The sequence below is a fragment of the Streptomyces sp. NPDC015127 genome (assembly GCF_043080095.1).
Lineage (GTDB): Bacteria > Actinomycetota > Actinomycetes > Streptomycetales > Streptomycetaceae > Streptomyces.
The window spans coordinates 120,126-141,062 of sequence record NZ_JBIBVE010000012.1 but is presented as its reverse complement, the minus strand read 5'-3'; the positions used below and the strand labels follow the sequence as shown (position 1 = coordinate 141,062).

Annotated in this window: 24 protein-coding genes and 1 pseudogene; 13 read left to right on the top strand and 12 right to left on the bottom strand. The window is 71.7% G+C overall.

Going from position 1 to position 20,937, the window contains the following annotated elements; translation table 11 throughout:
* Positions 1-77 precede the first annotated feature (77 nt).
* Together ACF08N_RS24140 and ACF08N_RS24135 are read left to right on the top strand one after the other, a co-directional pair.
* A complete protein-coding gene (locus tag ACF08N_RS24140; RefSeq protein ID WP_392326742.1) occupies positions 78-731 on the top strand; it encodes a hypothetical protein in 654 nt (217 codons plus the stop codon).
* Positions 732-819: 88 nt separating this feature from the next.
* Positions 820-2,031 (top strand): Cmx/CmrA family chloramphenicol efflux MFS transporter, encoded by a 1,212-nt coding sequence (locus ACF08N_RS24135; RefSeq protein ID WP_392326899.1) that lies wholly within the window; start codon positions 820-822, stop codon positions 2,029-2,031.
* A gap of 74 nt (positions 2,032-2,105) precedes the next feature.
* Here ACF08N_RS24135 and ACF08N_RS24130 read toward each other — a convergent pair whose 3' ends face one another.
* Together ACF08N_RS24130 and ACF08N_RS24125 are read right to left on the bottom strand one after the other, a co-directional pair.
* Positions 2,106-2,375, bottom strand: a complete 270-nt coding sequence (locus ACF08N_RS24130; RefSeq protein ID WP_392326741.1) for a DUF4031 domain-containing protein — start codon at positions 2,373-2,375, stop codon at positions 2,106-2,108.
* Positions 2,372-2,728 (bottom strand): hypothetical protein, encoded by a 357-nt coding sequence (locus tag ACF08N_RS24125; RefSeq protein ID WP_392326740.1) that lies wholly within the window; start codon positions 2,726-2,728, stop codon positions 2,372-2,374. The genes ACF08N_RS24130 and ACF08N_RS24125 overlap by 4 nt, the downstream gene beginning before the upstream one ends.
* Positions 2,729-2,784: 56 nt before the next feature.
* On the opposite strand from ACF08N_RS24125, the gene ACF08N_RS24120 reads away from it, so the two are divergent.
* Both ACF08N_RS24120 and murQ read left to right on the top strand, forming a co-directional pair.
* Positions 2,785-3,735, top strand: a complete 951-nt coding sequence (locus tag ACF08N_RS24120) for a MurR/RpiR family transcriptional regulator (RefSeq protein ID WP_392326739.1) — start codon at positions 2,785-2,787, stop codon at positions 3,733-3,735.
* Between the two features lie 43 nt (positions 3,736-3,778).
* Positions 3,779-4,717 (top strand): N-acetylmuramic acid 6-phosphate etherase, encoded by a 939-nt coding sequence (gene murQ, locus ACF08N_RS24115; protein WP_392326738.1) that lies wholly within the window; start codon positions 3,779-3,781, stop codon positions 4,715-4,717.
* Positions 4,718-4,917: 200 nt separating this feature from the next.
* Here murQ and ACF08N_RS24110 read toward each other — a convergent pair whose 3' ends face one another.
* Complete coding sequence (locus ACF08N_RS24110; RefSeq protein ID WP_392326737.1) at positions 4,918-5,601, bottom strand: ABC transporter ATP-binding protein; 684 nt, start codon at positions 5,599-5,601, stop codon at positions 4,918-4,920.
* Positions 5,602-5,635: 34 nt separating this feature from the next.
* Positions 5,636-7,099, bottom strand: a complete 1,464-nt coding sequence (locus tag ACF08N_RS24105) for an ABC transporter permease (RefSeq protein WP_392326736.1) — start codon at positions 7,097-7,099, stop codon at positions 5,636-5,638.
* A gap of 187 nt (positions 7,100-7,286) precedes the next feature.
* On the opposite strand from ACF08N_RS24105, the gene ACF08N_RS24100 reads away from it, so the two are divergent.
* Both ACF08N_RS24100 and ACF08N_RS24095 read left to right on the top strand, forming a co-directional pair.
* Positions 7,287-8,636, top strand: coding sequence for an MFS transporter (locus ACF08N_RS24100; RefSeq protein ID WP_392326898.1), 1,350 nt, complete (start codon positions 7,287-7,289; stop codon positions 8,634-8,636).
* A gap of 9 nt (positions 8,637-8,645) precedes the next feature.
* Positions 8,646-10,271 (top strand): serine hydrolase, encoded by a 1,626-nt coding sequence (locus ACF08N_RS24095; protein ID WP_392326735.1) that lies wholly within the window; start codon positions 8,646-8,648, stop codon positions 10,269-10,271.
* Positions 10,272-10,308: 37 nt separating this feature from the next.
* Here the strand turns inward: ACF08N_RS24095 and ACF08N_RS24090 are convergent, their stop codons facing one another.
* Together ACF08N_RS24090 and ACF08N_RS24085 are read right to left on the bottom strand one after the other, a co-directional pair.
* On the bottom strand, positions 10,309-10,905 hold the full coding sequence (locus ACF08N_RS24090; protein WP_392326734.1) for a dihydrofolate reductase family protein: 597 nt from the start codon (positions 10,903-10,905) through the stop codon (positions 10,309-10,311).
* A 93-nt stretch (positions 10,906-10,998) separates the two neighbouring features.
* A complete protein-coding gene (locus ACF08N_RS24085; protein ID WP_392326733.1) occupies positions 10,999-12,018 on the bottom strand; it encodes a hypothetical protein in 1,020 nt (339 codons plus the stop codon).
* 259 nt (positions 12,019-12,277) lie between these two features.
* Here ACF08N_RS24085 and ACF08N_RS24080 point away from each other — a divergent pair, with 259 nt between their 5' ends.
* The 4 genes from ACF08N_RS24080 to ACF08N_RS24065 all read left to right on the top strand — a co-directional run bounded on the left by ACF08N_RS24080 (position 12,278) and on the right by ACF08N_RS24065 (position 15,448).
* A complete protein-coding gene (locus ACF08N_RS24080) occupies positions 12,278-13,534 on the top strand; it encodes an MFS transporter (RefSeq protein ID WP_392326732.1) in 1,257 nt (418 codons plus the stop codon).
* Complete coding sequence (locus ACF08N_RS24075) at positions 13,531-13,746, top strand: DUF397 domain-containing protein (RefSeq protein WP_392326897.1); 216 nt, start codon at positions 13,531-13,533, stop codon at positions 13,744-13,746. The genes ACF08N_RS24080 and ACF08N_RS24075 overlap by 4 nt, the downstream gene beginning before the upstream one ends.
* A 230-nt stretch (positions 13,747-13,976) precedes the next feature.
* On the top strand, positions 13,977-14,813 hold the full coding sequence (locus ACF08N_RS24070) for a helix-turn-helix domain-containing protein (RefSeq protein ID WP_392326731.1): 837 nt from the start codon (positions 13,977-13,979) through the stop codon (positions 14,811-14,813).
* 56 nt (positions 14,814-14,869) lie between these two features.
* Positions 14,870-15,448 carry a Uma2 family endonuclease gene (locus ACF08N_RS24065; protein ID WP_392326730.1) on the top strand — a complete coding sequence of 193 codons (579 nt, stop codon included), beginning with the start codon at positions 14,870-14,872 and terminating at the stop codon, positions 15,446-15,448.
* A gap of 67 nt (positions 15,449-15,515) precedes the next feature.
* Here the strand turns inward: ACF08N_RS24065 and ACF08N_RS24060 are convergent, their stop codons facing one another.
* Genes ACF08N_RS24060 through ACF08N_RS24035 form a run of 6 tightly spaced genes read right to left on the bottom strand, consistent with a single transcriptional unit; the run spans position 15,516 to position 19,563 of the window.
* Positions 15,516-16,208: a contact-dependent growth inhibition system immunity protein gene (locus ACF08N_RS24060; protein WP_392326729.1), complete on the bottom strand. Its 693-nt coding sequence runs from the start codon at positions 16,206-16,208 to the stop codon at positions 15,516-15,518.
* Positions 16,209-16,220: 12 nt separating this feature from the next.
* Positions 16,221-16,520 carry an RNase A-like domain-containing protein gene (locus ACF08N_RS24055; protein ID WP_392326728.1) on the bottom strand — a complete coding sequence of 100 codons (300 nt, stop codon included), beginning with the start codon at positions 16,518-16,520 and terminating at the stop codon, positions 16,221-16,223.
* Positions 16,521-16,534: 14 nt separating this feature from the next.
* Positions 16,535-17,086 (bottom strand): hypothetical protein, encoded by a 552-nt coding sequence (locus ACF08N_RS24050; RefSeq protein ID WP_392326727.1) that lies wholly within the window; start codon positions 17,084-17,086, stop codon positions 16,535-16,537.
* A gap of 17 nt (positions 17,087-17,103) precedes the next feature.
* Entirely contained in the window at positions 17,104-18,855 is a 1,752-nt protein-coding gene (locus ACF08N_RS24045; RefSeq protein WP_392326726.1) for an RNase A-like domain-containing protein, read from the bottom strand.
* Entirely contained in the window at positions 18,855-19,157 is a 303-nt protein-coding gene (locus ACF08N_RS24040) for a WXG100 family type VII secretion target (protein ID WP_392326725.1), read from the bottom strand. Before ACF08N_RS24040 ends, ACF08N_RS24045 begins: the two co-directional genes overlap by 1 nt.
* A 13-nt stretch (positions 19,158-19,170) precedes the next feature.
* Positions 19,171-19,563: a WXG100 family type VII secretion target gene (locus ACF08N_RS24035; protein ID WP_392326724.1), complete on the bottom strand. Its 393-nt coding sequence runs from the start codon at positions 19,561-19,563 to the stop codon at positions 19,171-19,173.
* 225 nt (positions 19,564-19,788) lie between these two features.
* Between ACF08N_RS24035 and ACF08N_RS24030 the strand changes: the two genes are divergently transcribed.
* From ACF08N_RS24030 to ACF08N_RS24020, 3 genes and pseudogenes are all read left to right on the top strand, one after another.
* Positions 19,789-20,370, top strand: a complete 582-nt coding sequence (locus ACF08N_RS24030; protein WP_392326723.1) for a hypothetical protein — start codon at positions 19,789-19,791, stop codon at positions 20,368-20,370.
* A 100-nt stretch (positions 20,371-20,470) separates the two neighbouring features.
* Positions 20,471-20,611 (top strand): annotated as a pseudogene (locus ACF08N_RS24025) (type II toxin-antitoxin system Phd/YefM family antitoxin); the annotation flags it as partial.
* Positions 20,608-20,868 (top strand): Txe/YoeB family addiction module toxin, encoded by a 261-nt coding sequence (locus tag ACF08N_RS24020; protein ID WP_392326722.1) that lies wholly within the window; start codon positions 20,608-20,610, stop codon positions 20,866-20,868. The pseudogene ACF08N_RS24025 and the gene ACF08N_RS24020, both read left to right, overlap by 4 nt.
* Positions 20,869-20,937: the final 69 nt, after the last annotated feature.

The window sequence follows — 20,937 nt, the reverse complement described above, 5'->3', positions numbered from 1 at the left end:
CAAAAGAGCCACTCGGCCGACCCCGGCTTCACCCACCGCCCGGCCCGCTCCCGCGAGCACGACTCTAGAGTCGGCACATGACCGATGCCGTCGTCGCCGACCTCCGCGCCCGCTGGACCCGGACCCTCGTCGCCGCCCGGGCGGGGGCGGACGGGCCCGACCCGGGGCCGTACGCCGACAACCTCCTCGCCCGCTGGGCCGAGCCGCAGCGGCGCTACCACACCACGGCGCACCTGATCGCGGTGCTGGACCATGTCGACACCCTGGCCGGTCACGCCGCCGACCCCGACCTCGTGCGGCTCGCGGCCTGGTTCCACGACGCCGTGTACCTGCCGGACCGGTCCGAGAACGAGGAGCGCTCCGCCCGGCTCGCCGAGCGCGCCCTGCCCGAGGCCGGGCTGAGCACAGAGACCACCGCCGAGGTCGCCCGCCTCGTCCGCCTCACCGTCACGCACGACCCGGCCGACGACGACAGCAACGGCCAGGTCCTGTGCGACGCCGACCTGGCGATCCTGGCCGCGGCCCCGGAGGCGTACGCGGCATACGCGGCGGCGGTGCGCGAGGAGTACGCCTTCGTGCCCGAGGAGGCGTTCCGCGACGGGAGGGCGGCGGTGCTGCGCCAATTGCTGCGGCTGCCGCGCCTTTTCCACACGCCCCACGGCGCGCGCGAGTGGGAGGAGCCGGCCCGCCACAACCTGACGGTGGAGCTGGAGCTGCTGGCCGCATCGTGAGACGCCGGCCCGCCGGGGAATGACAGGGACCAACCTCCTGTTGGCACCTGTCATGCCCGCCCCTACCGAACGGCACGCCGGCGCCCGTATGCCGCTCGCCGTCTACATGCTCGGCCTGTCCGTCTTCGCCCTCGGCACGAGCGAGTTCATGCTCTCCGGGCTGCTGCCGCCCATCGCCGACGACATGAACGTCTCGATCCCCCGGGCCGGGCTGCTGATCTCCGCCTTCGCGATCGGCATGGTCGTCGGCGCGCCGCTGCTCGCGGTGGCGACGCTGCGGCTGCCGCGCAAGACGACGCTGATCGCGTTGATCTCGGTGTTCGGCCTCGGACAGGCCGCCGGTGCGCTGGCTCCCTCGTACGAGATCCTCTTCGCCTCCCGCGTGGTGAGCGCGCTGGCCTGCGCCGGGTTCTGGGCCGTCGGCGCGGCGGTCGCGATCGCCATGGTGCCCATGACCTCGCGGGCCCGGGCGATGGCCGTCATGATCGGCGGGCTGTCGATCGCCAACGTCCTCGGCGTCCCCGCGGGCGCGTTCCTCGGGGAGCACCTGGGCTGGCGGTCGGCGTTCTGGGCCGTCGGCGCCGCGTCCGCCGTCGCCCTCGTCGGCGTGGTGACGCTGATCCCGCGGATCCCGCTGCCCGAGCGGCGACCGCGGCTCAAGCGGGAACTGTCCATCTACCGCGACCGCCAGGTGTGGCTGTCCATCGCGATCACGGCACTGGCGGCGGGCGGCGTCTTCTGCGCGTTCTCGTATCTCGCGCCGCTGCTGACGGACGTGGCGGGGCTGGCGGACGGCTGGGTGCCGACCGTGCTCGCACTCTTCGGCATCGGGGCGCTGATCGGCACCACGATCGGCGGCCGGGTCGCCGACGCGCACCTGTTCGGCGTGCTGCTCAGCGGGATCGCCGCGTCGACCGTGCTGCTCGCGGCGCTCGCGCTGTTCGCGGGCAGCCCTGTCGCCGTGATCGCGCTGTCGTTCCTGCTCGGCGTCTCGGCCTTCTACACGGCCCCGGCGCTCAACGCCCGGATGTTCAACGTCGCCGGTGCCGCGCCCACGCTCGCGGGCGCGACGACGACCGCCGCGTTCAACCTGGGCAACACGGGCGGCCCGTGGCTCGGCGGCACGGTCATCGACGCGGACCTCGGCTTCGCGTCGACGGCCTGGGCGGGCGCGGCGATGACCGTCGTGGCCATCGCGCTCGTCGCCGTGTCGCTGCGGCTGCACAGCAGGTCGCGCCTGGTGACGGGCTCGGCGGCGGACCCGCGCGGCGCGGCGGCGGACGTGGCGGAGCACGCGTGACCGGGCGCAGACCCCGTCAGGACGTCTGACCGGACGGGCGGCGCCTGACGGGGAGGGCCCCACCCGAGGGGCCCCTACCCCAGGGGCCGGTTCTTGGGCCTGCGCAGGCCCGCCTCCGTGAGGCGGCGTACGAGCTCCTTGGAGCCGATCTCGACCGCGCCCGACGCCACCGCGTCCGCGTACCGGTGCGAGGGCACGTCGTAGTGGTCGCGTTCGAACGCGCGGCGCGGGCAGCCGATCGACTCGGCGAAGGCGTGCAGTTCGTCGAAGGACACGTCGCTGACCATGTGCGACCACATGCGCCCGTGGCCCGGCCAGCTCGGCGGGTCGATGTAGACCGTCACCTCAGGCCGCCCACCGGCGCCACCACGACCCGGGCCTTGCCGCACACCCAGTGCGGGTCCGGCCCCAGTTCGGGTTCGATCTCCAGCGCGTGCGGGTCGCCGGCGTCGCAGACCGGGCACAGGGGCCAGCGGCCGTGCCGCTCCAGCAGGGCGTCCTGGACGTCCTGGGCGACGAGCCCGGCGACGTAGGCGATGCCCTCGGGCCACTGCTCGGCCCACCACCGGCGGTGTGCCACCGCCTCCTCGACCATCGAGACGACACCGGCGTCGGCCACGTCACGGGCGGCGAGGTCGGCGAGCACCAGCGCGCGGGCAGCGTGCAGTGCCTGCTCCAGCGGGTTCGTCCGGTCCATGCCCCCATTGTCCCCGGGTCTTGACGGCACCCGAAATTCGAAAATATCTTTCAGAGGTGACCAATCCAGTGAAGGAAATTTTCAACGGTGAGGCACTGCCCTCCCGCGCCGCGCCCGGCGCGCGCGAGGTCCCCCCTCCCGCCGCCCTCGCGGCGAAGGTGCGCACGCTGTCGCCGTCCATGACCCGCTCCATGCAGCGGGTCGCCGAAGCCGTCGCCGACGATCCGGCCGGCTGCGCCGCCCTCACGGTCACCGGACTCGCCGAGCTCACGGGCACGAGCGAGGCGACCGTCGTCCGCACCGCCCGCCTCCTCGGCTACCCCGGCTACCGCGACCTGCGCCTGGCGCTCGCCGGTCTCGCCGCCCACCAGGAGTCGGGCCGCGCGCCCGCCCTCACCACCGACATCGCCGTCGACGACCCGATCGGGGACGTCGTCGCCAAGCTCGCCTACGACGAGCAGCAGACGCTCGCCGACACCGCGGCCGGCCTCGACACCGTGCAGCTCGGCGCGGCCGTGGCCGCCGCGTCCACGGCCCGCCGCATCGACATCTACGGCGTCGGCGCCTCCGCCCTCGTCGGCATGGACCTCGCACAGAAGCTGCTGCGCATCGGCCTGATCGCGCACGCGCACAGCGACCCGCACCTCGCCGTGACCAACGCCGTGCAGCTGCGCTCCGGCGACGTCGCCGTCGCCATCACGCACTCGGGCTCGACGGGGGACGTGATCGAGCCGCTGCGGGTGGCGTTCGACCGGGGCGCGACGACGATCGCGATCACCGGCCGCCCGGACGGCCCGGTGTCGCAGTACGCCGACCACATCCTGACGACCTCCACGGCACGCGAGAGCGAGCTGCGGCCCGCCGCGATGTCCTCGCGCACCAGCCAACTCCTGGTCGTCGACTGCCTGTTCATCGGCGTGGCGCAGCGTACGTACGAGTCGGCGGCCCCTGCCCTCGCCGCCTCGTACGAGGCCCTCGCACACCGCCACAGCCCACGCACGCGCTGAACCCCCCACCGCCGTACGTCCCGAGAAAGCAGAGCCGCTCCTCATGACCTCCACCTACGGTGAACTCCGCGCCCAGCTGGACACGCTCACGACCGAGGCGTTCCGTCCCGAGCTCGCCGACATCGACCGGCTGCCCACACTGGAGATCGCGCGCATCATGAACGACGAGGACGAGACCGTCCCCGCCGCGGTCGCCGCCCGACTGCCCGTCATCGCCGCCGCGATCGACGCCACGGCCGAGCGCATGGCCCGCGGCGGCCGCCTGATCTACGCGGGCGCGGGCACGGCGGGCCGCCTCGGCGTCCTGGACGCCAGCGAGTGCCCGCCGACGTTCAACACGGACCCGTCGGAGGTCACGGGCCTGATCGCGGGCGGCCCGACGGCGATGTTCACGGCGGTCGAGGGCGCGGAGGACAGCAAGGAGCTGGCCGCGGGCGACCTGGACGCGCTGAAGCCGACCGAGGACGACACGGTGGTCGGCATCTCGGCGTCGGGCCGCACGCCGTACGCGATCGGCGCGGTGGAGCACGCGAGGTCGCTGGGCGCGCTGACGATCGGCCTGTCGTGCAACGCGGGGAGCGCGCTGGGCGCGGCGGCGGACCACGGCATCGAGGTCGTGGTCGGCCCCGAACTGCTCACCGGATCGACGCGGTTGAAGGCGGGCACGGCACAGAAGCTGGTCCTCAACATGATCTCGACGATCACGATGATCCGCCTCGGCAAGACGTACGGGAACCTGATGGTGGACGTGCGCGCGTCGAACGACAAGCTCCGGGCGAGGTCGCGGCGGATCGTGCTGCTGGCGACGGGCGCGGCGGACGAGGAGATCGAGGCGGCGCTGGAGGCGACGGGGGGAGAGGTGAAGAACGCGATCCTGATGATCCTGGGGGGAGTCGACGCGGCTACGGCGTCCGCCTTGCTGACGACCACGAACGGCCACCTCCGCGCGGCGCTGGCCTCGCACACCCCCGAGGGGGCGTGAGGGGGGCGCTTCCGGCTCCTGAGGCGTGAGGGCGGGGCCACTCCCCGCCCCTGCGGCGCCAAAGGAGCGGGGGCGTTTCAGCCCCTCCGGCCTTTGAGGAGCGGGGCCGTATTCAGCCCCTCCGGCGTTTGAGGAGCGGGGTCCGGGGCAGAGCCCCGCAACCGGGCCCACCCCGTGCCCTCAGCGCCCACAAGCGGCACTCACACGCCCGACGGGCTCGACACACTCACCCGCCCCCGGCGAATCGTCGCCACCCTCACCGCCCTCCGCGCCAGCGCCGAGTCATGCGTCACCATCACGAACGTGAAGGCGTGCTCCTGCCACAACCCCTCCAGCACCTCCATCACCTCGTCCCGCATCGACTCGTCCAGATTTCCGGTCGGTTCGTCCGCCAGCAGCACCGCCGGCCGCTTGACCAGGGCCCGCGCGATCGCCACCCGCTGCTGCTGGCCGCCGGACAGCTCACCGGGCAGGTGCCGCAGCCGCTCCCCGAGCCCGACCGACGCCAGCGCCTCGCCCGCGCGTTCTCTTCGCTCGGCGGCGCGCAGGCCGAGCGGGACCAGGGCCGTTTCCACGTTCTCCTGGGCCGTGAGCGTCGGGATCAGGTTGAAGCTCTGGAAGACGAAGCCGATCTTCTCCGCGCGCACCTTCGTGAGCCGCGCCTCCGGCAGGCTCGCCAGGTCCGTCCCGTCCAGGACCACGCTGCCCTCGGTCGGCCGGTCCAGGCCGCCCAGCATCTGCAGCAGCGTGGACTTGCCGCCGCCGGTCGGTCCCTGGACGACCAGGCGGCCGCCGTCCTCGATGGTCAGGTCGACGCCGTCGAGGGCGTTCACCGTGTCCTTGCCTCGCCGGTAGCGCTTGGTGACGCCACTGAGCTGGTACATCGTCAACTCCTGTTGTCCGTGGAAGAAAAGCGGGTCACTCGACGCGGCGCAGCGCGTCGGCGGGCCGCAGCCGGGACGCGCGCCAGCCGCCGAAGCCGCCCGCGACGAGCCCGCCGGCCACCGCCAGGGCGACGGCGAGCGCGATGGTGGTGAGCGAGACGGGCGCGGTGAGGGCGATGTCGAGCGTGCGGGAGCCACCGCCCGCCCCGCCGCCCGCTCCGCCGCCGGGCCCGATCAGCCGTGCCCCGCCGCCGGCGCCCGCGCCTTGCCCGGCCCCCGCGCCCAACTCCGCCGTCAACGTGGGGCTGAACGTGGTGATGAGCCATGCCCCGCCCACCCCGACCGCGATGCCGAGCGCACCGCCGACGAGCCCGTTGACGAGCGCCTCGCCGGCGACCTGGCGGGTGACGCGCCCGCTCTTCCAGCCGAGGGCCTTGAGCGTGCCGAACTCCCGTACGCGCCGGCTCACAGCGGAGGACGTCAGCAGCCCGGCGACGAGGAAGGCCGCGGCCAGCACGAGAACGGAGAGCCACTTGCCGACGCCCGAGGCAAGGCCGGAGGCGGTGGACAGGGAGCCGGAGACCGTGTCGGCGAGGTCGGCCGACGTGGTCACCGTCGTACCGGGGATGTTCTTCTGGACGGCCGCCTTGACGCCGTCGATCCGCTGCGAGTCGGAGGTCCTGACGTAGACGGTCGTGACCTTGTCCTTCGCGTCGGCGAGGGTCTGCGCCTGCGCGAGCGGCAGGTAGACGTCGGCGGCCGCGTCGCCGCTGTCGGCCGTGGCGATGCCGATGACCTCGTACGCCGTTCCGGAGACGGTGAGCGTCTTGCCGACGGTGAGCGCGTTCTCCTTGGCGTAGGCGCTGTCGAGGACGGCGACCTTCGCGTCGGTCTCATTCGCCGTGAACGTCCGGCCGGCGGTGATCTTCGAGGAGGTCAGCGGGCCAAGTCCCTGCTGCGTGACGTCCGTTCCGTACGCGGTGTACGAGGCGACGCCGAAGTCCGCGCCGCCGCCGCGGACGGCGCCGCCACCGGGCCCGCCGCCGGGGCCGCCCTGACCGGGCTGCTGCTGCACCTCACCGCGCGTGAACTGCCCGTCGACCTTCATCACGCGTACGTTGAGGCCGCCCACGGCTTCGGCGACGCCGTCCTGGCCGGCGACCTTGCCGACCGTGGAGGCGGCGAGGGTCTCGAAGCCCTGGACCATGACGATGTCCTGGCTCTGCTCGCCGCCCTCCCCGTCGTCCTCGGCGTCGAACCGGAACCTCGGCCGCCGCACGGTCCCGCCCTCCTCGGGCGGTTCGGCGGCCTTGGTGACGGTCATGTCGGTACCGAGTCCGTAGAGCGACTCCAGGACCTTGTCCTGGGCGCGGTTCATGCCGGACGAGACGGAGTTGACGACGATGACCAGCGCGATCCCGAGGGCGAGCCCCGAGGCGACGACGAGCGCCGCTCTCCTGCGACGGCGCAACTCGCGCCGGAGGTAGGTGAAGAACATGGCGCGAAGCTAAGGGCGGGGTGTGATGGCGGGTTAAGGGCCGGATGAGAGAGGGATGAGTGTTCCCTCCAGCACCTTCACCACGGGGGCGCTCCTTGTCCTGCGCCCCGGACGTGTGGCCGTCTCCAGGGTCTCGTCGCCGATATCGAGGTGCGTCAGGGACATGCCCGACCGCATCCTGGGCACGATGAGCACCTCACGGCACCTCCGGGCGGGCACAGGGCGCCGCCTCGATCCCCGTTCCGCGCGCCGCCGCTTTGTCGCCGTCACCGGCCTCTTCTGGCTCCCGGTCGGCCTCTACATCCCTTCCCAGGTCCTGCTCATGACCGAGCGCGGCATGAGCCTCGCCGTTGTCGCGGCCCTGTTCGCCGTCCACTCGCTCACGGTCTCCGCCATGGAGCTGCCCACCGGCGGCCTCGCCGACGTCGTCGGCCGCCGGCCCGTCCTCGCCGCCGCCGGGCTGCTCAACCTCGCCGCCCTCACCGTGCTCGCGCTCGGCACCACCGTCTGGGCGCTGGCCGCTGCCATGCTCCTGATGGGCTCCGGCCGCGCCCTGTCCAGCGGACCGGCGGAGGCCTGGTACGTCGACACGGTCCAGGCCCACTCGGGGCCCGGGGCCGAACTGCGCACCGGGCTCGCCCGCGCGGGCACCGCCTGCGCCGTCGCCCTCGCCGCCGGGACCCTCGTCGGCGGAGGGCTGCCGCTCCTCCTGGGCCTCGGCCCCGACATCGGCGCGGCCACCGGCGGCGTGGTGCTGCCGCTCTCCGTCCCGGCCCTGCTCGGCGCGGCCGTCGGCGCCGGCTACGTCGTGTACGTCCTGATCGCCCTCCCCGAGCCGCCCCGCCCGCGCACCACCCTGAGCGCGGTGCTCCGCGGCGTACCCGCCACCGTGCTGGGCGGGCTGCGCCTGGGGGCGGGGGACGGCCTGATCCGGCGGCTCCTGCTGACGTCGGGTGCGGTGGGCGCCGGCCTGGCCACCGTCGAACTGCTCACCCCGGGCCGCGCCGCGGACCTGACCGGGGCGCCCGAGACGGGCGCGGTGCTGTTCGCCGCGCTCGCCTGCGCGGGGTTCGTCTGCACCGCGATCGGCAGCCACTTCGCGCCCCTTGCGGCCCGGGTGACGGGCAGCGGCGAGCACGCGGTGCTCGCGAGCATCGGGCTGAGCGCCGCCGGTCTGGTCCTGCTCGGTGTGACCGCCGCGTCGGACGGCCGGGTGGCCCTCGCGCTCGCTGCTCTCGGTTACAGCCTGATCTACCTGGGCCTCGGCGCGGCGGGCCCCAACGAGACCGACCTGCTGCACCACCGCGTCGACAGCACCGTCCGCGCCACGGCCCTGTCCGTGCGGTCCCTCGCGCTGCAGTCGGTCGGCGCGCTGGCGGGCGTGGTCGCGGGCGCCCTGCCGGCCGGCCCGCCCGCGTGGCTCCTGGGCGGCGCGGTCCTGTGCGCGGGAGCGCTGCTGTGGGCCCGCCGCCCCGCTCCGCGCCCCCCGCTCGCGGCGGATCCGCTCCACGCGACAGAGGCGGCCGCCGGGCGTTGAATGGAACGCATGGGTGTCCGACGAGTCAGAAGGCACCGCAGGGGCAGGGCCCGCGCGTATGCCGCGGCAGGTCTGGCCTCTGTGCTGGTGGCGACGTACGCGACGGCGGCGGCGGCCGAACCCCCGCCCCGGTCCACAGCGCTCACCGCGCATCCCGCGCCCCGCACCGCCCCGCTGCTCACCGACAAGCAGGTGGCCGACGCGGTCGCGAAGCTCGACGAGCAGATCCGGGCGGGCATGGAGAAGACCGGCGTACCGGGTGTCGCCGTGGCTGTTGTCCACAAGGACAAGGTCGTGTACATGAAGGGCTTCGGCGAACGTGAGGTCGGCAAGGCGGGCGCCGTGTCCCCGGACACGGTGTTCCAGCTCGCCAGCGTGTCGAAGCCGATCGCCTCGACCGTCGTCGCCGACGCGGTCGGCGACAAGGCCATTGACTGGGGCACCCCCGTGACCCGGCATCTGCCCGACTTCACGCTCAAGGAGCCGTGGGTGACGCGGCACGTGACGGTCGCCGACCTGCTGTCCCACCGCAGCGGACTGCCCGACCACGCGGGTGACCTGCTCGAAGACCTCGGCTACGACCAGCAGTACATCCTCGGGCACCTCCGGTTCGAGCCCCTGTCGCCGTTCCGCGCAAGCTACGCGTACACCAACTTCGGATTCACCGCCGCTGCCGAGGCGGTCGCCGACGCGAAGGACACGACGTGGGCGAAGCTGTCCGAGGACTCGCTGTACGGGCCGGCCCGCATGGACTCGACCAGCTCGTCCTTCGCCGACTACGAGAAGGCCGCGAACAAGGCGGTCACCCACGTGCAGAACGCACAGGGCGATTGGGAGGCGAAGTTCGTACGCGACGCCGACGCCCAGTCGCCGGCCGGCGGGGTCAGCTCCACGGCCCGTGACATGGCGCGGTGGCTGCGCCTGCAACTCGCGAACGGCAAGCTCGCGGGCGACCAGATCGTCCCCGCCGAGCAGCTGCAGCGCACCCACCTTCCGGAGATCGTCTCCCAGCCGCCCGCGCCCCCGGCGAACAGGGCCGGCTTCTACGGCCTCGGCTGGAACGTCAGTTACAACGACCAGGGCCGCCTGCGCCTGAGCCACTCCGGCGGGTTCGAGCTCGGCGCGAACACCAACGTGACGATGGTGCCGGCCGAGCAGCTCGGCATCGTCGTGCTCACCAACGGCAAGCCGGTGGGTCTCGCCGACTCCGTCGCCCTGAACTTCTTCGACACGGCACAGCAGGGCGGGCCGACGCAGGACTGGCTCCCCCTGATCGCCCGGATCTACGAGCAGGAGTTCAACGCCGACCGCTCCCCCACCGACTACACGAAACCCCCGTCCGGCGCGGCCGACGCCAAGGCCGACGACGCGTACACCGGGACGTACCGCAACGACTACTACGGTCCGCTGACGGTCACCGCCGACAACGGCGCGCTGTCAGTGCACCTGGGGCCGAAGCCCCTGCGGTTCGCGCTCACCCACTACAGCGGTGACACGTTCAGCTTCGAGACGGTGGGCGAGAACGCGGTCGGCCGCACGGGCGTCACGTTCACCGTCGGCGGCGACGGACAGGCGTCGCGGGTGAGGGTGGAAAGCCTCGACCAGAACGGCCTGGGCACCTTCACCCGCGAGTGAGGCCGGGCCCCTTCACCCGCGACCGGGCCCGCCCGGACTACGCCTCGGCCACCGGCCGGTACGTGCACACGTTCACGCCCGTACCGCTGGTGACCGTGGAGACCAGCTCCAGCGTCCGCAGCCCCCCGTCGTCGGGGAAGATCTTCTTCCCGCCGCCGACGAGCACCGGCATGATCATGAGCCGGAGCTCGTCCGCCAGTCCCTCTGCCAGGAGCATGCGTGCCAGGGCCGAGCTCCCCATGACCAGCAGGTCGCCACCGTCGGCCTCACGCAGCTTCCGGATGTGGGCCACGGCCTCGTCGCCGGGTATGCGGGTGGTGTTGGCCCACGTCAGCTCGTCGTCGCCGAGCGTGCGCGAGACGACGTACTTCGGCAGGGAGTTCAGCCGGTCGGCGAACGGATCACCGGCGCGCTCGGGCCACGCCGTGGCCATCGCCTGCCAGGTGCGGCGTCCGAACAGCAGGGCCTCGGCCTTGGACAGCGCGTCGTCGAAGGTGCCGCCCACGACCTCCGGGTCGAAGAACGGATGCGTCCAACCACCGTGCGCGAAGCCGCCGTCGGTGTCCTCGCCGGGGCCGCCGGGCGCCTGCACGACGCCGTCCAGACTCATGAACTCGGTGATCACGATACGCACGGGACTTGCTCCTCTTCATCACTGCGGTGGTTACGGCAGAAGAGACTGCCGGACTGTTCGAAAGTCATCGCGCCTCACGAAAGTCGTCCCGCCTCACGCGCCCCGGCCCCGCAGCGTCACTCCGTACCGCGTGCGCAGGCGGTCGATCTCCCACCACGCCACCGCCGACACCGACGCCGGGCCACCGAACAGGGCGCAGATCTGGACGAGCGGCGGCCCGGGCGGCATCCCGGCCGTCACCAGGTTGATCGCCGCGAGCTCCCACACCAGCACACCCGTCAGCAGTGCGGGGAGCGCGGCATGGATCTCGGCCGTGTCGAACGCGCCCCGTACGACCGTCGACGACGCGAAGACGACGAAGAACAGCACCCACAGGACCGGCACGAGCAGCGCGAAGGTGAGCAGCGTGCCGAGTACGCCGTCGGGCAGGGCCCGGCTGAGGAACATCACGCCCGCGAACAGGACCGGCACCGCCGTGAAGGCGCCGAAGTACCGCAGCGCCAGGCGGACCGCGGGGCGCACCCGCGCCCGCATCGCCGCCCGCGCATGCGCGGGCGCGAGGCGGAACAGGACGGCGATCACGACGGGCGCCGTGAGCAGCAGCAGCCAGGGCGTGACCGCGAGCCGGAAGAGGGCCTGGTCCTGCGCCTGTGACCAGTCCGCCTCGGTGCCGTACGCCACCAGGATCGCGCAGGAGGCCGCGAGCGCGATCCAGGCGCGGATCTTCTGCACCCGCAGGACGTCCGGGTCCAGGAGTCGGCGGTGGCTGTGCGCGGGGAAGACCGAGCGGGCCTTCCGCCGGGCCGAGCGGGCGACCGGGTAGCAGATCACCAGGAAGAGCACCGGCCAGACGCAGAAGAGGATCGCGACCCACGCACAGCCCGGAACCGGAACCCGGCTCATCACCTCCCGCAGCGGCGGCCACTCGTCCTCGCGGAACCGCTGCCACAGCGTGGTGGCGGGCGGCCGGTACGGCGGCGGCACGTACGGCGAGGGCGGCGGGACGTACGGCGGCGGCACATGGGGGTGCGGTGGCACACCGGGCGGCGGCGGTGGCGGGCCCCCGTTCGGCTGCCGCGTCGGGCCGTAAGGGTTCTGTCCCCCGAAGGTCACGCCGGATTCCTCCCTGCGGTGAGTGTGCCGGGGGACGATCATGCTGGATACCGGGAGAGAGTCAACTTCCGGCGGAATCACGGCAGATGCGGCAGGGCGCGAAAACGGGGAGCCGTCGGGCACGCACCGGCGTACCCTCGACCGTATGAGCCGACGACGACATTGATCCACGGCAGCAGGTCCAGGAACGGGCTGTCGCGGGCCGCCGCGCGGGTGAGCACCCGGCGTCCCCGTCCGTTCCGCAGAAGGACCACACACCATGCTCACCGCTTCGCCGTGCCCGTCCGCCGCGCGCGTCCGCACCCTGACGCGAAAGCTCTACGCCTACGCGGGCCTTGAGGACTTCGTCCTGCTCTACCCGGTGTACGCGCTGCTGTTCGCCGAGAACGGCCTGACCACCGCCGAGATCTCGTCCCTCTTCGCCGTCTGGAGCGTCGTCGGCCTGCTGGTGGAGGTGCCGTCGGGCGTCTGGGCCGACGTCGTCTCGCGCCGGGCCATGATGGTCGCCGGCCCGCTGCTGTCGGCCGCCGGCTTCGCGCTGTGGGCCGTGACACCGTCGTACGCCGCCTACGCCGCCGGTTTCGCGCTCTGGGGCATCGGCGGCTCCCTGCGCTCGGGGGCCATGGAGGCCCTCGTCCACGACGAACTCGAACGCCTCGGCGCCGCCGACCGCTACGGCCGGGTCATGGGCAGGGCAGCCGCCGTGAGCATGGTCGCGACGGCCGCCGCGACCGCGGCCGCCGCCCCCGCCCTCGTCTTCGGCGGCCACGCGCTGCTGTGGGGGGCGAGCATCGGCGCCTGCGTGCTGTGCGCGGCGGTCGGCGCGACGCTGCCCGAGCACCGGGACCGGGACGCCGCCCGCTCCAAGGGGGTGGAGGCCCCCGGCTATCTGGCGACGCTGCGGGCCGGCCTGTCCGAGGTGCGCGGCAGCCGGCCTGTCCGGCGCGCGATGGTGCTCGGCGTCGTGATCACCTCGCTGTGGGGCGCGCTGGACGAGTACGTACCGCTGCTGGCCGCGTCGACGGGCGTGGCGACCGAGACGGTGCCGCTGCTGGTCCTGGTGGTGTGGGTCGGCGTGACGCTCGGCTCGCTGCTGGTGACGGCCGGCGAACGGCTCTCCGCGCGTGCGCTCGGCACACTGGTCGCCGCCGCTGCGTGCGCGCTCGCGGCGGGTGCCCTCTCCGGCACACCCTCCGGTTTCGCGCTGGTCGGCGCCGCGTTCCTCGTCTTCCAGCTGGCGGACGTGCTCGCCGACGTACGCCTCCAGGCGGCGATCACCGGCCCGAGCCGCGCGACGGTCACCTCGCTGTCCGGCCTGGGCACCGGCCTGACGTCCCTGCTGGCCTACGGCGCCTACGCGGCGCTGTCCACGCGCGGCGCATCGCACGGCGCGGTGTTCGCGCTGCTGGCGCTGCCGTACCTGTGGGTGGGCTGCGCACTGGGCCGCCCCACCCGCCCGGCCCCCTCGCAGGAGTCGGAGCCGTCCCAACCGGCCGAGCGCCGGCACCATTCCTGACCGCTACGGCAGCCGCCCCGCCGTACGACCTGACGACGGCCGTCTGGCACAAGTCCAGCTACAGCGGTGGCGAAGGCGGCAACTGCCTCGAAGTCGCCGACGGTCACCCCGGCGTCGTCCCCGTCCGCGACTCCAAGAACCCCGACGGCCCGAAGCTCGCCTTCCGGTCCGCCGCGTGGTCCGCCTTCGTCACGGACCTCAAGCGCGCCTGACCCGACGTCCCGAGTCTCGGGCTCCGAGATTCGAGCGCTCTCGACAAGGATGGGGTGGATGGGCCTCAACCCACCCTCCCACCCTGCCCGTTGGCATGCACGCTGACTTTTCGCGACCGACTTGCCACGCAGCGTCATCGGGCCCTACCGTTCCGATAAACGAACGGCCCCCACCAGGTGCTACCAACACCTGCGGGGGCCTGACCATCGAGATCTTCAAGGGAGATCCCATGGCTGACGGCCACTTTAGTGCTGCCCCGCATCCCCTCGCCAACCCCGGCTACGGCAAACGGACGGTCTCCGACCAACTTCCCCGTACCGCCGATGACTTCACGCACCTCCCGGCTCGCGAGGCCGCCGTCGCCGCGTACATCGACCGGCTCGCCGACAACAGCGACATCTCCGTGAAGACGCTGGCCAAGCACACCCCGTACGGCCAGACGGCCATCGGCAAGGCCCTCAACCACCTGATCCGGGCCGGGCATCTGCGGCGCGGGCTCGAAGCCGTCAACTCCGAGTCCGGCAGCACGCTGTGGGTGACGCGCACCTGGTGGTCGCGTACGGCGCGGGACGACGCGTGGTGGGCGGCGTACCAGCGCGGCGACGTACCGGTGGAGACGCGCAGGCCCACCCGCTCACGGGCGTACATCCTGCTGGCCGCGCTGGGGCGCGAGAACCCGGTGATGTCCCTGTCGCACGCGGACTGCGCGGCGCTCTCGCCGCTGGTGGACGAGTGGTTCGCGCGGGAGGCCACCGAGTGGCAGGTGCTGCACGCCCTCACGACCGGGCTCCCGGTCCCGGTCCACCACCCGGCCGCCCTCGCCCGCCGCCGCCTGATCGACAAGCTCCCGCCCGCGCCTCCTCCGAAGCCCCGCCCGGTCCGCATCCTCGAGTGCGGCGAATGCGGCCGCCCGACCGGGGCGGATGGCCTGCGGTCCGGCACGTGCGCCCACTGCCGAGGGACCCGGTCGGCCCCACCCCCGACACTCCCACCCACCCGCGTCCGCGCCCTCGCGGCCGAGGCCCGCGCTGCGGCGTCCCGCCCACCCGAGAGGACACCTTCATGACATTGCAGCTCACCCACCCCATAAGCGGGGCAGGATGGTGGGGAGGAGGCGAAGCCATGACCCACATCAGCGCCGACAACCCCGAGATGTCCGTCCAGGACTTCGAGGACCTCGCCCGCAATGCCCCCGAGACGGTGACGCTCGAACTCATCAACGGAAAGCTGAGGGTCAAGCCTGTGCCCGACGGTGACCACGGAGAGATCTTCATGTGGCTGCTGGAACAGTGCATGCAGCACCGACCGGACCTGCGCCTCTACCCCGAACGTGGACTCATGATCGAGGGCTACCGCAAGGGTCGCTGCCGCCCGGACGGCACGCTCGCGCCGTCAGCCCACTTCGCCGGGCACGGCGAGTGGTCAGGCACAGAGGGCGTGCTCATGACCGCCGACATCACCTCGCACGACTACGACACCGAGCGACGCGACCGGGTCGAGAAGCGCGACGGCTACGCACGGGCCGAGATCCCCGTCTACCTGCTGGTCGACCGCGACTCGCATACCGTCGTCGTCCACAGTGAGCCCAAGGAGGGCTTCTACCACCTCGTGCGGACCTACGGGTACGGCGAGACGGCCGAGCTCCCGCACCCCGTGAACATCACCCTCGACACCGAGAAGCTCAAGGACTACGCCGGCTGAAGCCCCACCCCGCGCGGCCGCGCCCAAGGCGAGGCGCTCGGCCCGGCTGCAGCGATGTTCGACGATCTCAATGCTCGGCGTTCGCCGGAGGCCCGTAGTCCGCCCGCGGGACGGCGAGGCGGTCGGCGACCAGAGCGAGCCAGGCACTCGGGGCGTAGGGCGCCGGTGGATCGACCTCCATGCCCAGCTCCGCCAACGCCAGAGCGTAGTCGGCGTCATCCAGGTCGAGGGCGAGGAGTTCGTTCAGCTCGCCGACGAGACGGGCCACGAGCTGCGGGTCCGTGGACTCGGAGTAGTCACGCACCGCCGCATCGTGGTCGGGGAACTCGTCCGGCATGTCCTGGGAGAACCAGCCGCCGAGGAACTGGGCGAGTTCGTGGAAGCGGGTGCGCCACTCCCAGTGGGTGCGGGGTGCGTCCGGCTGCGGGACTTCGCCTTCCTCGATGGACCGTTTGATGTGGTCGGCGATACGGAAGAGCCAGTCCTGGATCTCCGACTCGGACAGTCCGACGTCCGGCACCGGGTAGAACTCGCCGAGGCGCATCCGGAGGCGGCCGGGCGGGTTGCGGGCGTACTCGCGGACCTGCTGCTCGGCGACGCCCAGGGCCCAGGGGCGAGTGTGCCAAGTGTGGCGCAGGTAGGCCTGGAGCGCCTCACTCGGCTCGTCCTCCGCGTCGTCTGCCGACCGGCCGACGTAGGCGCTGATCACCTGGTCCAACTCGCCGTAGCGACGGTCGAATTCGAGAGGCTTCATGGACACGGCGGCGCTTTCCTAGAGGTAGACGGGGAAGGTGGCGTGCACGACGAAGCCGTGTGGACTCATCGGCTCGCGCCGCAGCACGACCCGCGCGGCCCGTACGTCCACGGGCTCGCGCCCGGCGAGCATCATCGCCTGCAGCAGTACACGGCCGACCGGCTCGTCCCGGGACGGCCACGCGGCCTCGATCGCCAGGCGCGGCCGGGTGCCCTGGGCAAGCCACCGGTGGATGGCCTGCTCGTTGCGGGTGACGACCTCCTGAGTGGCCCATTGGGCGGTTTCGCGATCGGGGTAGGTGGAACTACGAGTACGCACGGTGCTGGTCTCCGTCAGATGGGGTTGAACGACCAGAAGACGCCGACCTCATCGGGCGAGACGACGACGAACCCGAAGTCGCCGTCGTACGGGGTGAGTGGCACCCAGCCCGTGACTCCGGAGCTGAGGTCCGGCGACGGACCATTGCGGGCCTGGGTGATGTTGCTGTAGCAGGAGAAATGCTCCCCGTACCGGCCCAGCACGGTCCGGGCGTCTGCGAACGAGTCCGGTGCCTCCGCCGACGGGACCGGACCCCACTCGTACGTCATCGTCACCAGCAGTTGCACGGCCGCATCGGGCACGATGAGGAACAGCTTCTCTGCCAGGGCCTCGCGGGAGGGTGAGACGAAGGGGAAGGACGGGCCGTTCGCCGCTCGCTCCTCCTTGTCCCTGTCCCAGTCGAGCGTGGCCCAGCCGCGCGGGTCGCTCACCTCACGGTTCATCACGGCCAAGACGTCGTCCCGCCAGTCGGAGTGCGCCCTGGGGCCGGTCGCCGCGAACGCGTAGACATCGTCGAGGAGGCGCAGGGCAGCAGCTTCCCATGCGGCCTGATTCACATGGTCCATTCGCATTCCGCTCTCGGTCAGCGCGCCGGCATGGAAGTGATGACGACGAAGGGGGGATCGAGGCTGGAATCGTACTTCAGCCGCGTGTCGACGTTCTTCACGTCGATGGGCTTGGCCTCCATACCGCCCTGCTTGAACCCGGTCATCGGGTCGCTCGGGTCGTACGGCTGCTTGGTGACGCTCGTTCCCGTGACCTCCCCATTGGGCCCCGCGCCGACGAACTTCCTGACATCGCCCTCGGCGGGCGGGGGCGGGCCTTCCAGCCACTGCTTGATCTCGGTGGAGTGCTGGTCGATGTTGTACTGCGTGTACCGCTGGGCGCTCTGCAGGTCGGCGAAGCTGGAGGCCGCGCCGACGGTGGGCTTGCCGTGCGGCCAGTTCGCGGTGGGGGGATCGCCCTGGTCGCGCAGGCGCTGGGCGAGCTGCTCCGGGGACTTGCCGACGTGCTTGTCCAGCGTGTGGCCGTTGGCCATCCATTCCGAACTGGCCAGGTCGACCTTGTAGATGCCGTTCTTGGCGTCCTCAGAGTTGGTCCACTGGTGTTCCTTCTTGAACTCGTTGAGCGCCCGCCTGCCGAAGGCCTCCGCCCGCGCCTCCTGCGCCTCGAACTTCGGGGCGCTGCGGTGGGCCTCGTCCAACGGCCCCATGAGTGCGTCCATCCGAGGCACCAGCGCATTGACACGCCGGTTGTACTCGGTGACGATCGCGTTCAGCTTCGCGGTGTCGATGTTGAGGACGATGCCCGCGCCGAGCTGGCTCGCTCCCTTGGCCACGCCCTTCACCACGCCCTTGACGAGCCCCTTGAGGTCGTCCATTCCGACGCCGTCCTTGAGGTTCAACTCGACCTTGGGGATCGCCTCGCGAATCGCGTCCTTGTAGACCTCCCACACCTCGTGGTTGATGTAGACGGCCGCCTCGGCGAACTGGTAAAGGAGGTCGCTGACCTTCTGCGCGGTGTCGAAGAGGACCGTCATCACCGGGTGCGTGGCGGTCTGCGAGGAGGCCGAATCGTGCTTCCACTGGTAGCCCGCGGTGTTCTTGCCCCATGCCGTCGTGCCCCACAGCGAACTGCAGAAGTGGCGCATGGCGTTGTGCCATTCGCTGTTGCTCTGCTGGGTGATGCTGCTGACGTTCCCGGTCAGCGCGATCTCGGCCGTGGAGAGGGTCGCGGTCATCGCCATCCAGGCCTTGGACAGCGAGTTGAGGTAGTGCTGCTGGGGATACGGGTAGACCTCGGCGACCTTCCCCATCCGGAAAGCGTGCTTCACGATGGGGCGCAGGACCTCCCGCACGGGCTCAGGCACCCACTCGAGGAGGGTTCGGATGACGTCGTCGCCGCCGTCGTCGTCGCCCCACTTGAGGTTCGGTACGGACCCGTAGTCCGGTGCCTTCTCGATGACCACGGGTAGTGGCTGGGTGACGGCCTTCGTCTTGCCCGACGGGTCGTTGGCCGCCTCCGCCTTGGCGTAGCTGTTGGCCGTAGCGGTGAAGCCGACCGCGGCGCCGCCGATGCTGACGACGCTCTTCGCCCACACGTCGAGGAAGCGGTTGCCCACCTTGACGTACGAGGTCGCGAAGGCCTGCGGAGCGGTGCCGTAGCCACCGGCATCCGGGTACTCCCGCAGCTTGTCGAGGAGCTCCTTGGCGCCCTTGTCCATGGGTGACTGTTGGGCCGCCACTCCGCCGGAAACCCGGTACAGGTCTGAGGGCTTGACGTCGATGGTGCCGTTCTGGCCGGGTCCCTGTGCGCCCGGCTGCGGACCGGCCATCAGCGGGCGCCCCAGCCCCGCAGCACCGCCTGGTGCGCCGCCGCATAGTTGATGTGGCCCTTGGTGACGACCTCGTGCAGCCAGGCCTGGGCGGCCTGCAGGTCCTGCGCCGACCGGTCCCACTTGTCGAGCTCGTCGACGAAGACCTCACGGGCCTCGCCCTCCCAGGTCAGGACGAGCTTCTCGACCCGGCCGTAGAGCAGGTCCAACCTTTCGTTCAGCTTCTTGAGGATGTCCTCGAGGTCACCCGAAAGTCGCTGCAGGGTAGCGAAGTTGACGGTTATGTGCTCGTCGTCCGACATGTTTCCCCCGTACTCAGAAGTCGGCGATCCTGCTGCGCGCCGCGTCAGGAACGTCCGGGTTCGGCGTGGAGAGCTCGCGCGCCTCGGCGGCCACGTCCACCCCGGCCTGGACCGCCCGCAGGCGCTCCATGATGTCGAGGTCCTGCTGCGAGAAGCCGTCCCGGCTGAGGCGGACGGCCTGCTCGAGCCGCTGCATGACCATCCGGATCCGCACGGCGTCCTCGGCTGCACCCCGGTGCAGCGCCCGGTACGCCTTGGCGGACGGGCCGCGCCAGCCGGCCTCGACGCTGTCGACAATCTCGTCCATGCGCTTGACCTGCTTGTCGAGGTACGCCTGCATGTCGTCGAGGTCGTCGGCCAGGGCGGTGAGCTTGTCATGCTTCGCCTTGAGCCTGGGCTGCTCCATTCGTCCCCCGTGCATATCGGTCAACTGTCAAGCACCACTGGTCGCTTGTGTCACCCTAACAACACCTGGAACAGTCACTTCTGCTCGCCCGTGGGCAACGGTCGACAGGCGAGGATCGGTCCGCCCGGACTCGGGGTCCGCCGGCGACGCGTTAGCGTTGGGCCTGACGCCAAGCACTCCCATTCGAGGATCCCTGTGCCCCACCCGCCCTTTCCCCCGCCACACATGAGCACGTGGCCCAACCGGACCGCCCTGCTCGCCGACCGGCGGATCGCGCTCGACGCGCTGCGGAAGCGCAGTTTGGGGCTTGGGCGGCTGGCCCTGCTCTGGCTCGTGGGGACACTGGGACTCGTGGGCTGGATCTCGTTCACCCTGCCACTACAGGGACTTGGCCCGAACGGCGACCGCATGATGCTGATCGCGGCACCGTTGCTCGTACCCCTGGGCCTCGGGGCGCTGGTGCCCGCTGTCTTCGTGATGGTGCGCGGCGTCCGACGTGACCGGGAGGTGCGCGACCTGATGGACCTGTGGCTGGAGCTGGACCGCGACGCCGGCCTCGATGCCCGCCTGCGCGCACCTGGTTTCAGCCTGACCTGGCTGCTGCTGTCCTTCGTGCCGTGCGGGCTCGGCCTCTGGGTGTCCTTCGGGACCGCGGCCGAGGCGCGCACGATCTACGACGCCGTGCTGGGCATGGGAGCCGGAGTGGTCGTATGGGGCACCGGGCTGCTCGGGATCGCCAAGGCGGTCGCCCACCGGAAATGGGTGCTGGCACGGCTGCGGCGCACACCGGCAGCCGGCGGCCGGTGATCCTCGCTTGCCGCACCCCTCACTTCGCGCGTGCAGTTTTCTGTACGTACAGGATTTTCTACAGCAGAGGGAGTCGACGATGCGCACCATGACCTACAGGGTGATCGTGGCCCTCGCGGAGTACGAGTCCCTGAAGGAGACGGCCTACCTGCTGCGCAGCCCCGAGAACGCCCGCCGACTGCTGGCGTCCATCGACCGCCTGGAGAACGGCGGCGGCACGGTCCGGGAGCCTGTCGAATGAAGTTCGTGTGGGACGAGTCCAGTTGGGCGGACTACGTCTGGTGGCAGGCCCAGGACCGCAGGGTCCTCCAGCGGCTCAACACCCTGCTCCAGGACATCGCCCGCAACGGCAACGAGGGCATCGGCAAGCCCGAACCCCTGAAGCACGGCTTCCAGGGCTACTGGTTCCGCCGCATCACCGACGAACACCGTCTCGTCCACAAGGTCGTCGACGACGAAATCCGCGTCGCCGTCTGCCGGTACCACTACGAGCGCTGAGGCGGACGGCCGCGGGCGGCCACCGGGAACGCCCGAGGGCGGCACCCCTGGGAGTGGGGTGCCGCCCTC

Bases quoted from the DNA above. Each gene is read 5' to 3' on its own strand.
- ACF08N_RS24140 (WP_392326742.1), top strand. From the start codon at position 78: ATGACCGATGCCGTCGTCGCCGACCTCCGCGCCCGCTGGACCCGGACC.
- ACF08N_RS24135 (WP_392326899.1), top strand. From the start codon at position 820: ATGCCGCTCGCCGTCTACATGCTCGGCCTGTCCGTCTTCGCCCTCGGC.
- ACF08N_RS24125 (WP_392326740.1), bottom strand. From the start codon at position 2,728: ATGGACCGGACGAACCCGCTGGAGCAGGCACTGCACGCTGCCCGCGCG.
- murQ (WP_392326738.1), top strand. From the start codon at position 3,779: ATGACCTCCACCTACGGTGAACTCCGCGCCCAGCTGGACACGCTCACG.
- ACF08N_RS24110 (WP_392326737.1), bottom strand. From the start codon at position 5,601: ATGTACCAGCTCAGTGGCGTCACCAAGCGCTACCGGCGAGGCAAGGAC.
- ACF08N_RS24105 (WP_392326736.1), bottom strand. From the start codon at position 7,099: ATGTTCTTCACCTACCTCCGGCGCGAGTTGCGCCGTCGCAGGAGAGCG.
- ACF08N_RS24100 (WP_392326898.1), top strand. From the start codon at position 7,287: ATGAGCACCTCACGGCACCTCCGGGCGGGCACAGGGCGCCGCCTCGAT.
- ACF08N_RS24095 (WP_392326735.1), top strand. From the start codon at position 8,646: ATGGGTGTCCGACGAGTCAGAAGGCACCGCAGGGGCAGGGCCCGCGCG.
- ACF08N_RS24080 (WP_392326732.1), top strand. From the start codon at position 12,278: ATGCTCACCGCTTCGCCGTGCCCGTCCGCCGCGCGCGTCCGCACCCTG.
- ACF08N_RS24070 (WP_392326731.1), top strand. From the start codon at position 13,977: ATGGCTGACGGCCACTTTAGTGCTGCCCCGCATCCCCTCGCCAACCCC.
- ACF08N_RS24065 (WP_392326730.1), top strand. From the start codon at position 14,870: ATGACCCACATCAGCGCCGACAACCCCGAGATGTCCGTCCAGGACTTC.
- ACF08N_RS24050 (WP_392326727.1), bottom strand. From the start codon at position 17,086: ATGGACCATGTGAATCAGGCCGCATGGGAAGCTGCTGCCCTGCGCCTC.
- ACF08N_RS24045 (WP_392326726.1), bottom strand. From the start codon at position 18,855: ATGGCCGGTCCGCAGCCGGGCGCACAGGGACCCGGCCAGAACGGCACC.
- ACF08N_RS24040 (WP_392326725.1), bottom strand. From the start codon at position 19,157: ATGTCGGACGACGAGCACATAACCGTCAACTTCGCTACCCTGCAGCGA.
- ACF08N_RS24035 (WP_392326724.1), bottom strand. From the start codon at position 19,563: ATGGAGCAGCCCAGGCTCAAGGCGAAGCATGACAAGCTCACCGCCCTG.
- ACF08N_RS24030 (WP_392326723.1), top strand. From the start codon at position 19,789: ATGAGCACGTGGCCCAACCGGACCGCCCTGCTCGCCGACCGGCGGATC.
- ACF08N_RS24020 (WP_392326722.1), top strand. From the start codon at position 20,608: ATGAAGTTCGTGTGGGACGAGTCCAGTTGGGCGGACTACGTCTGGTGG.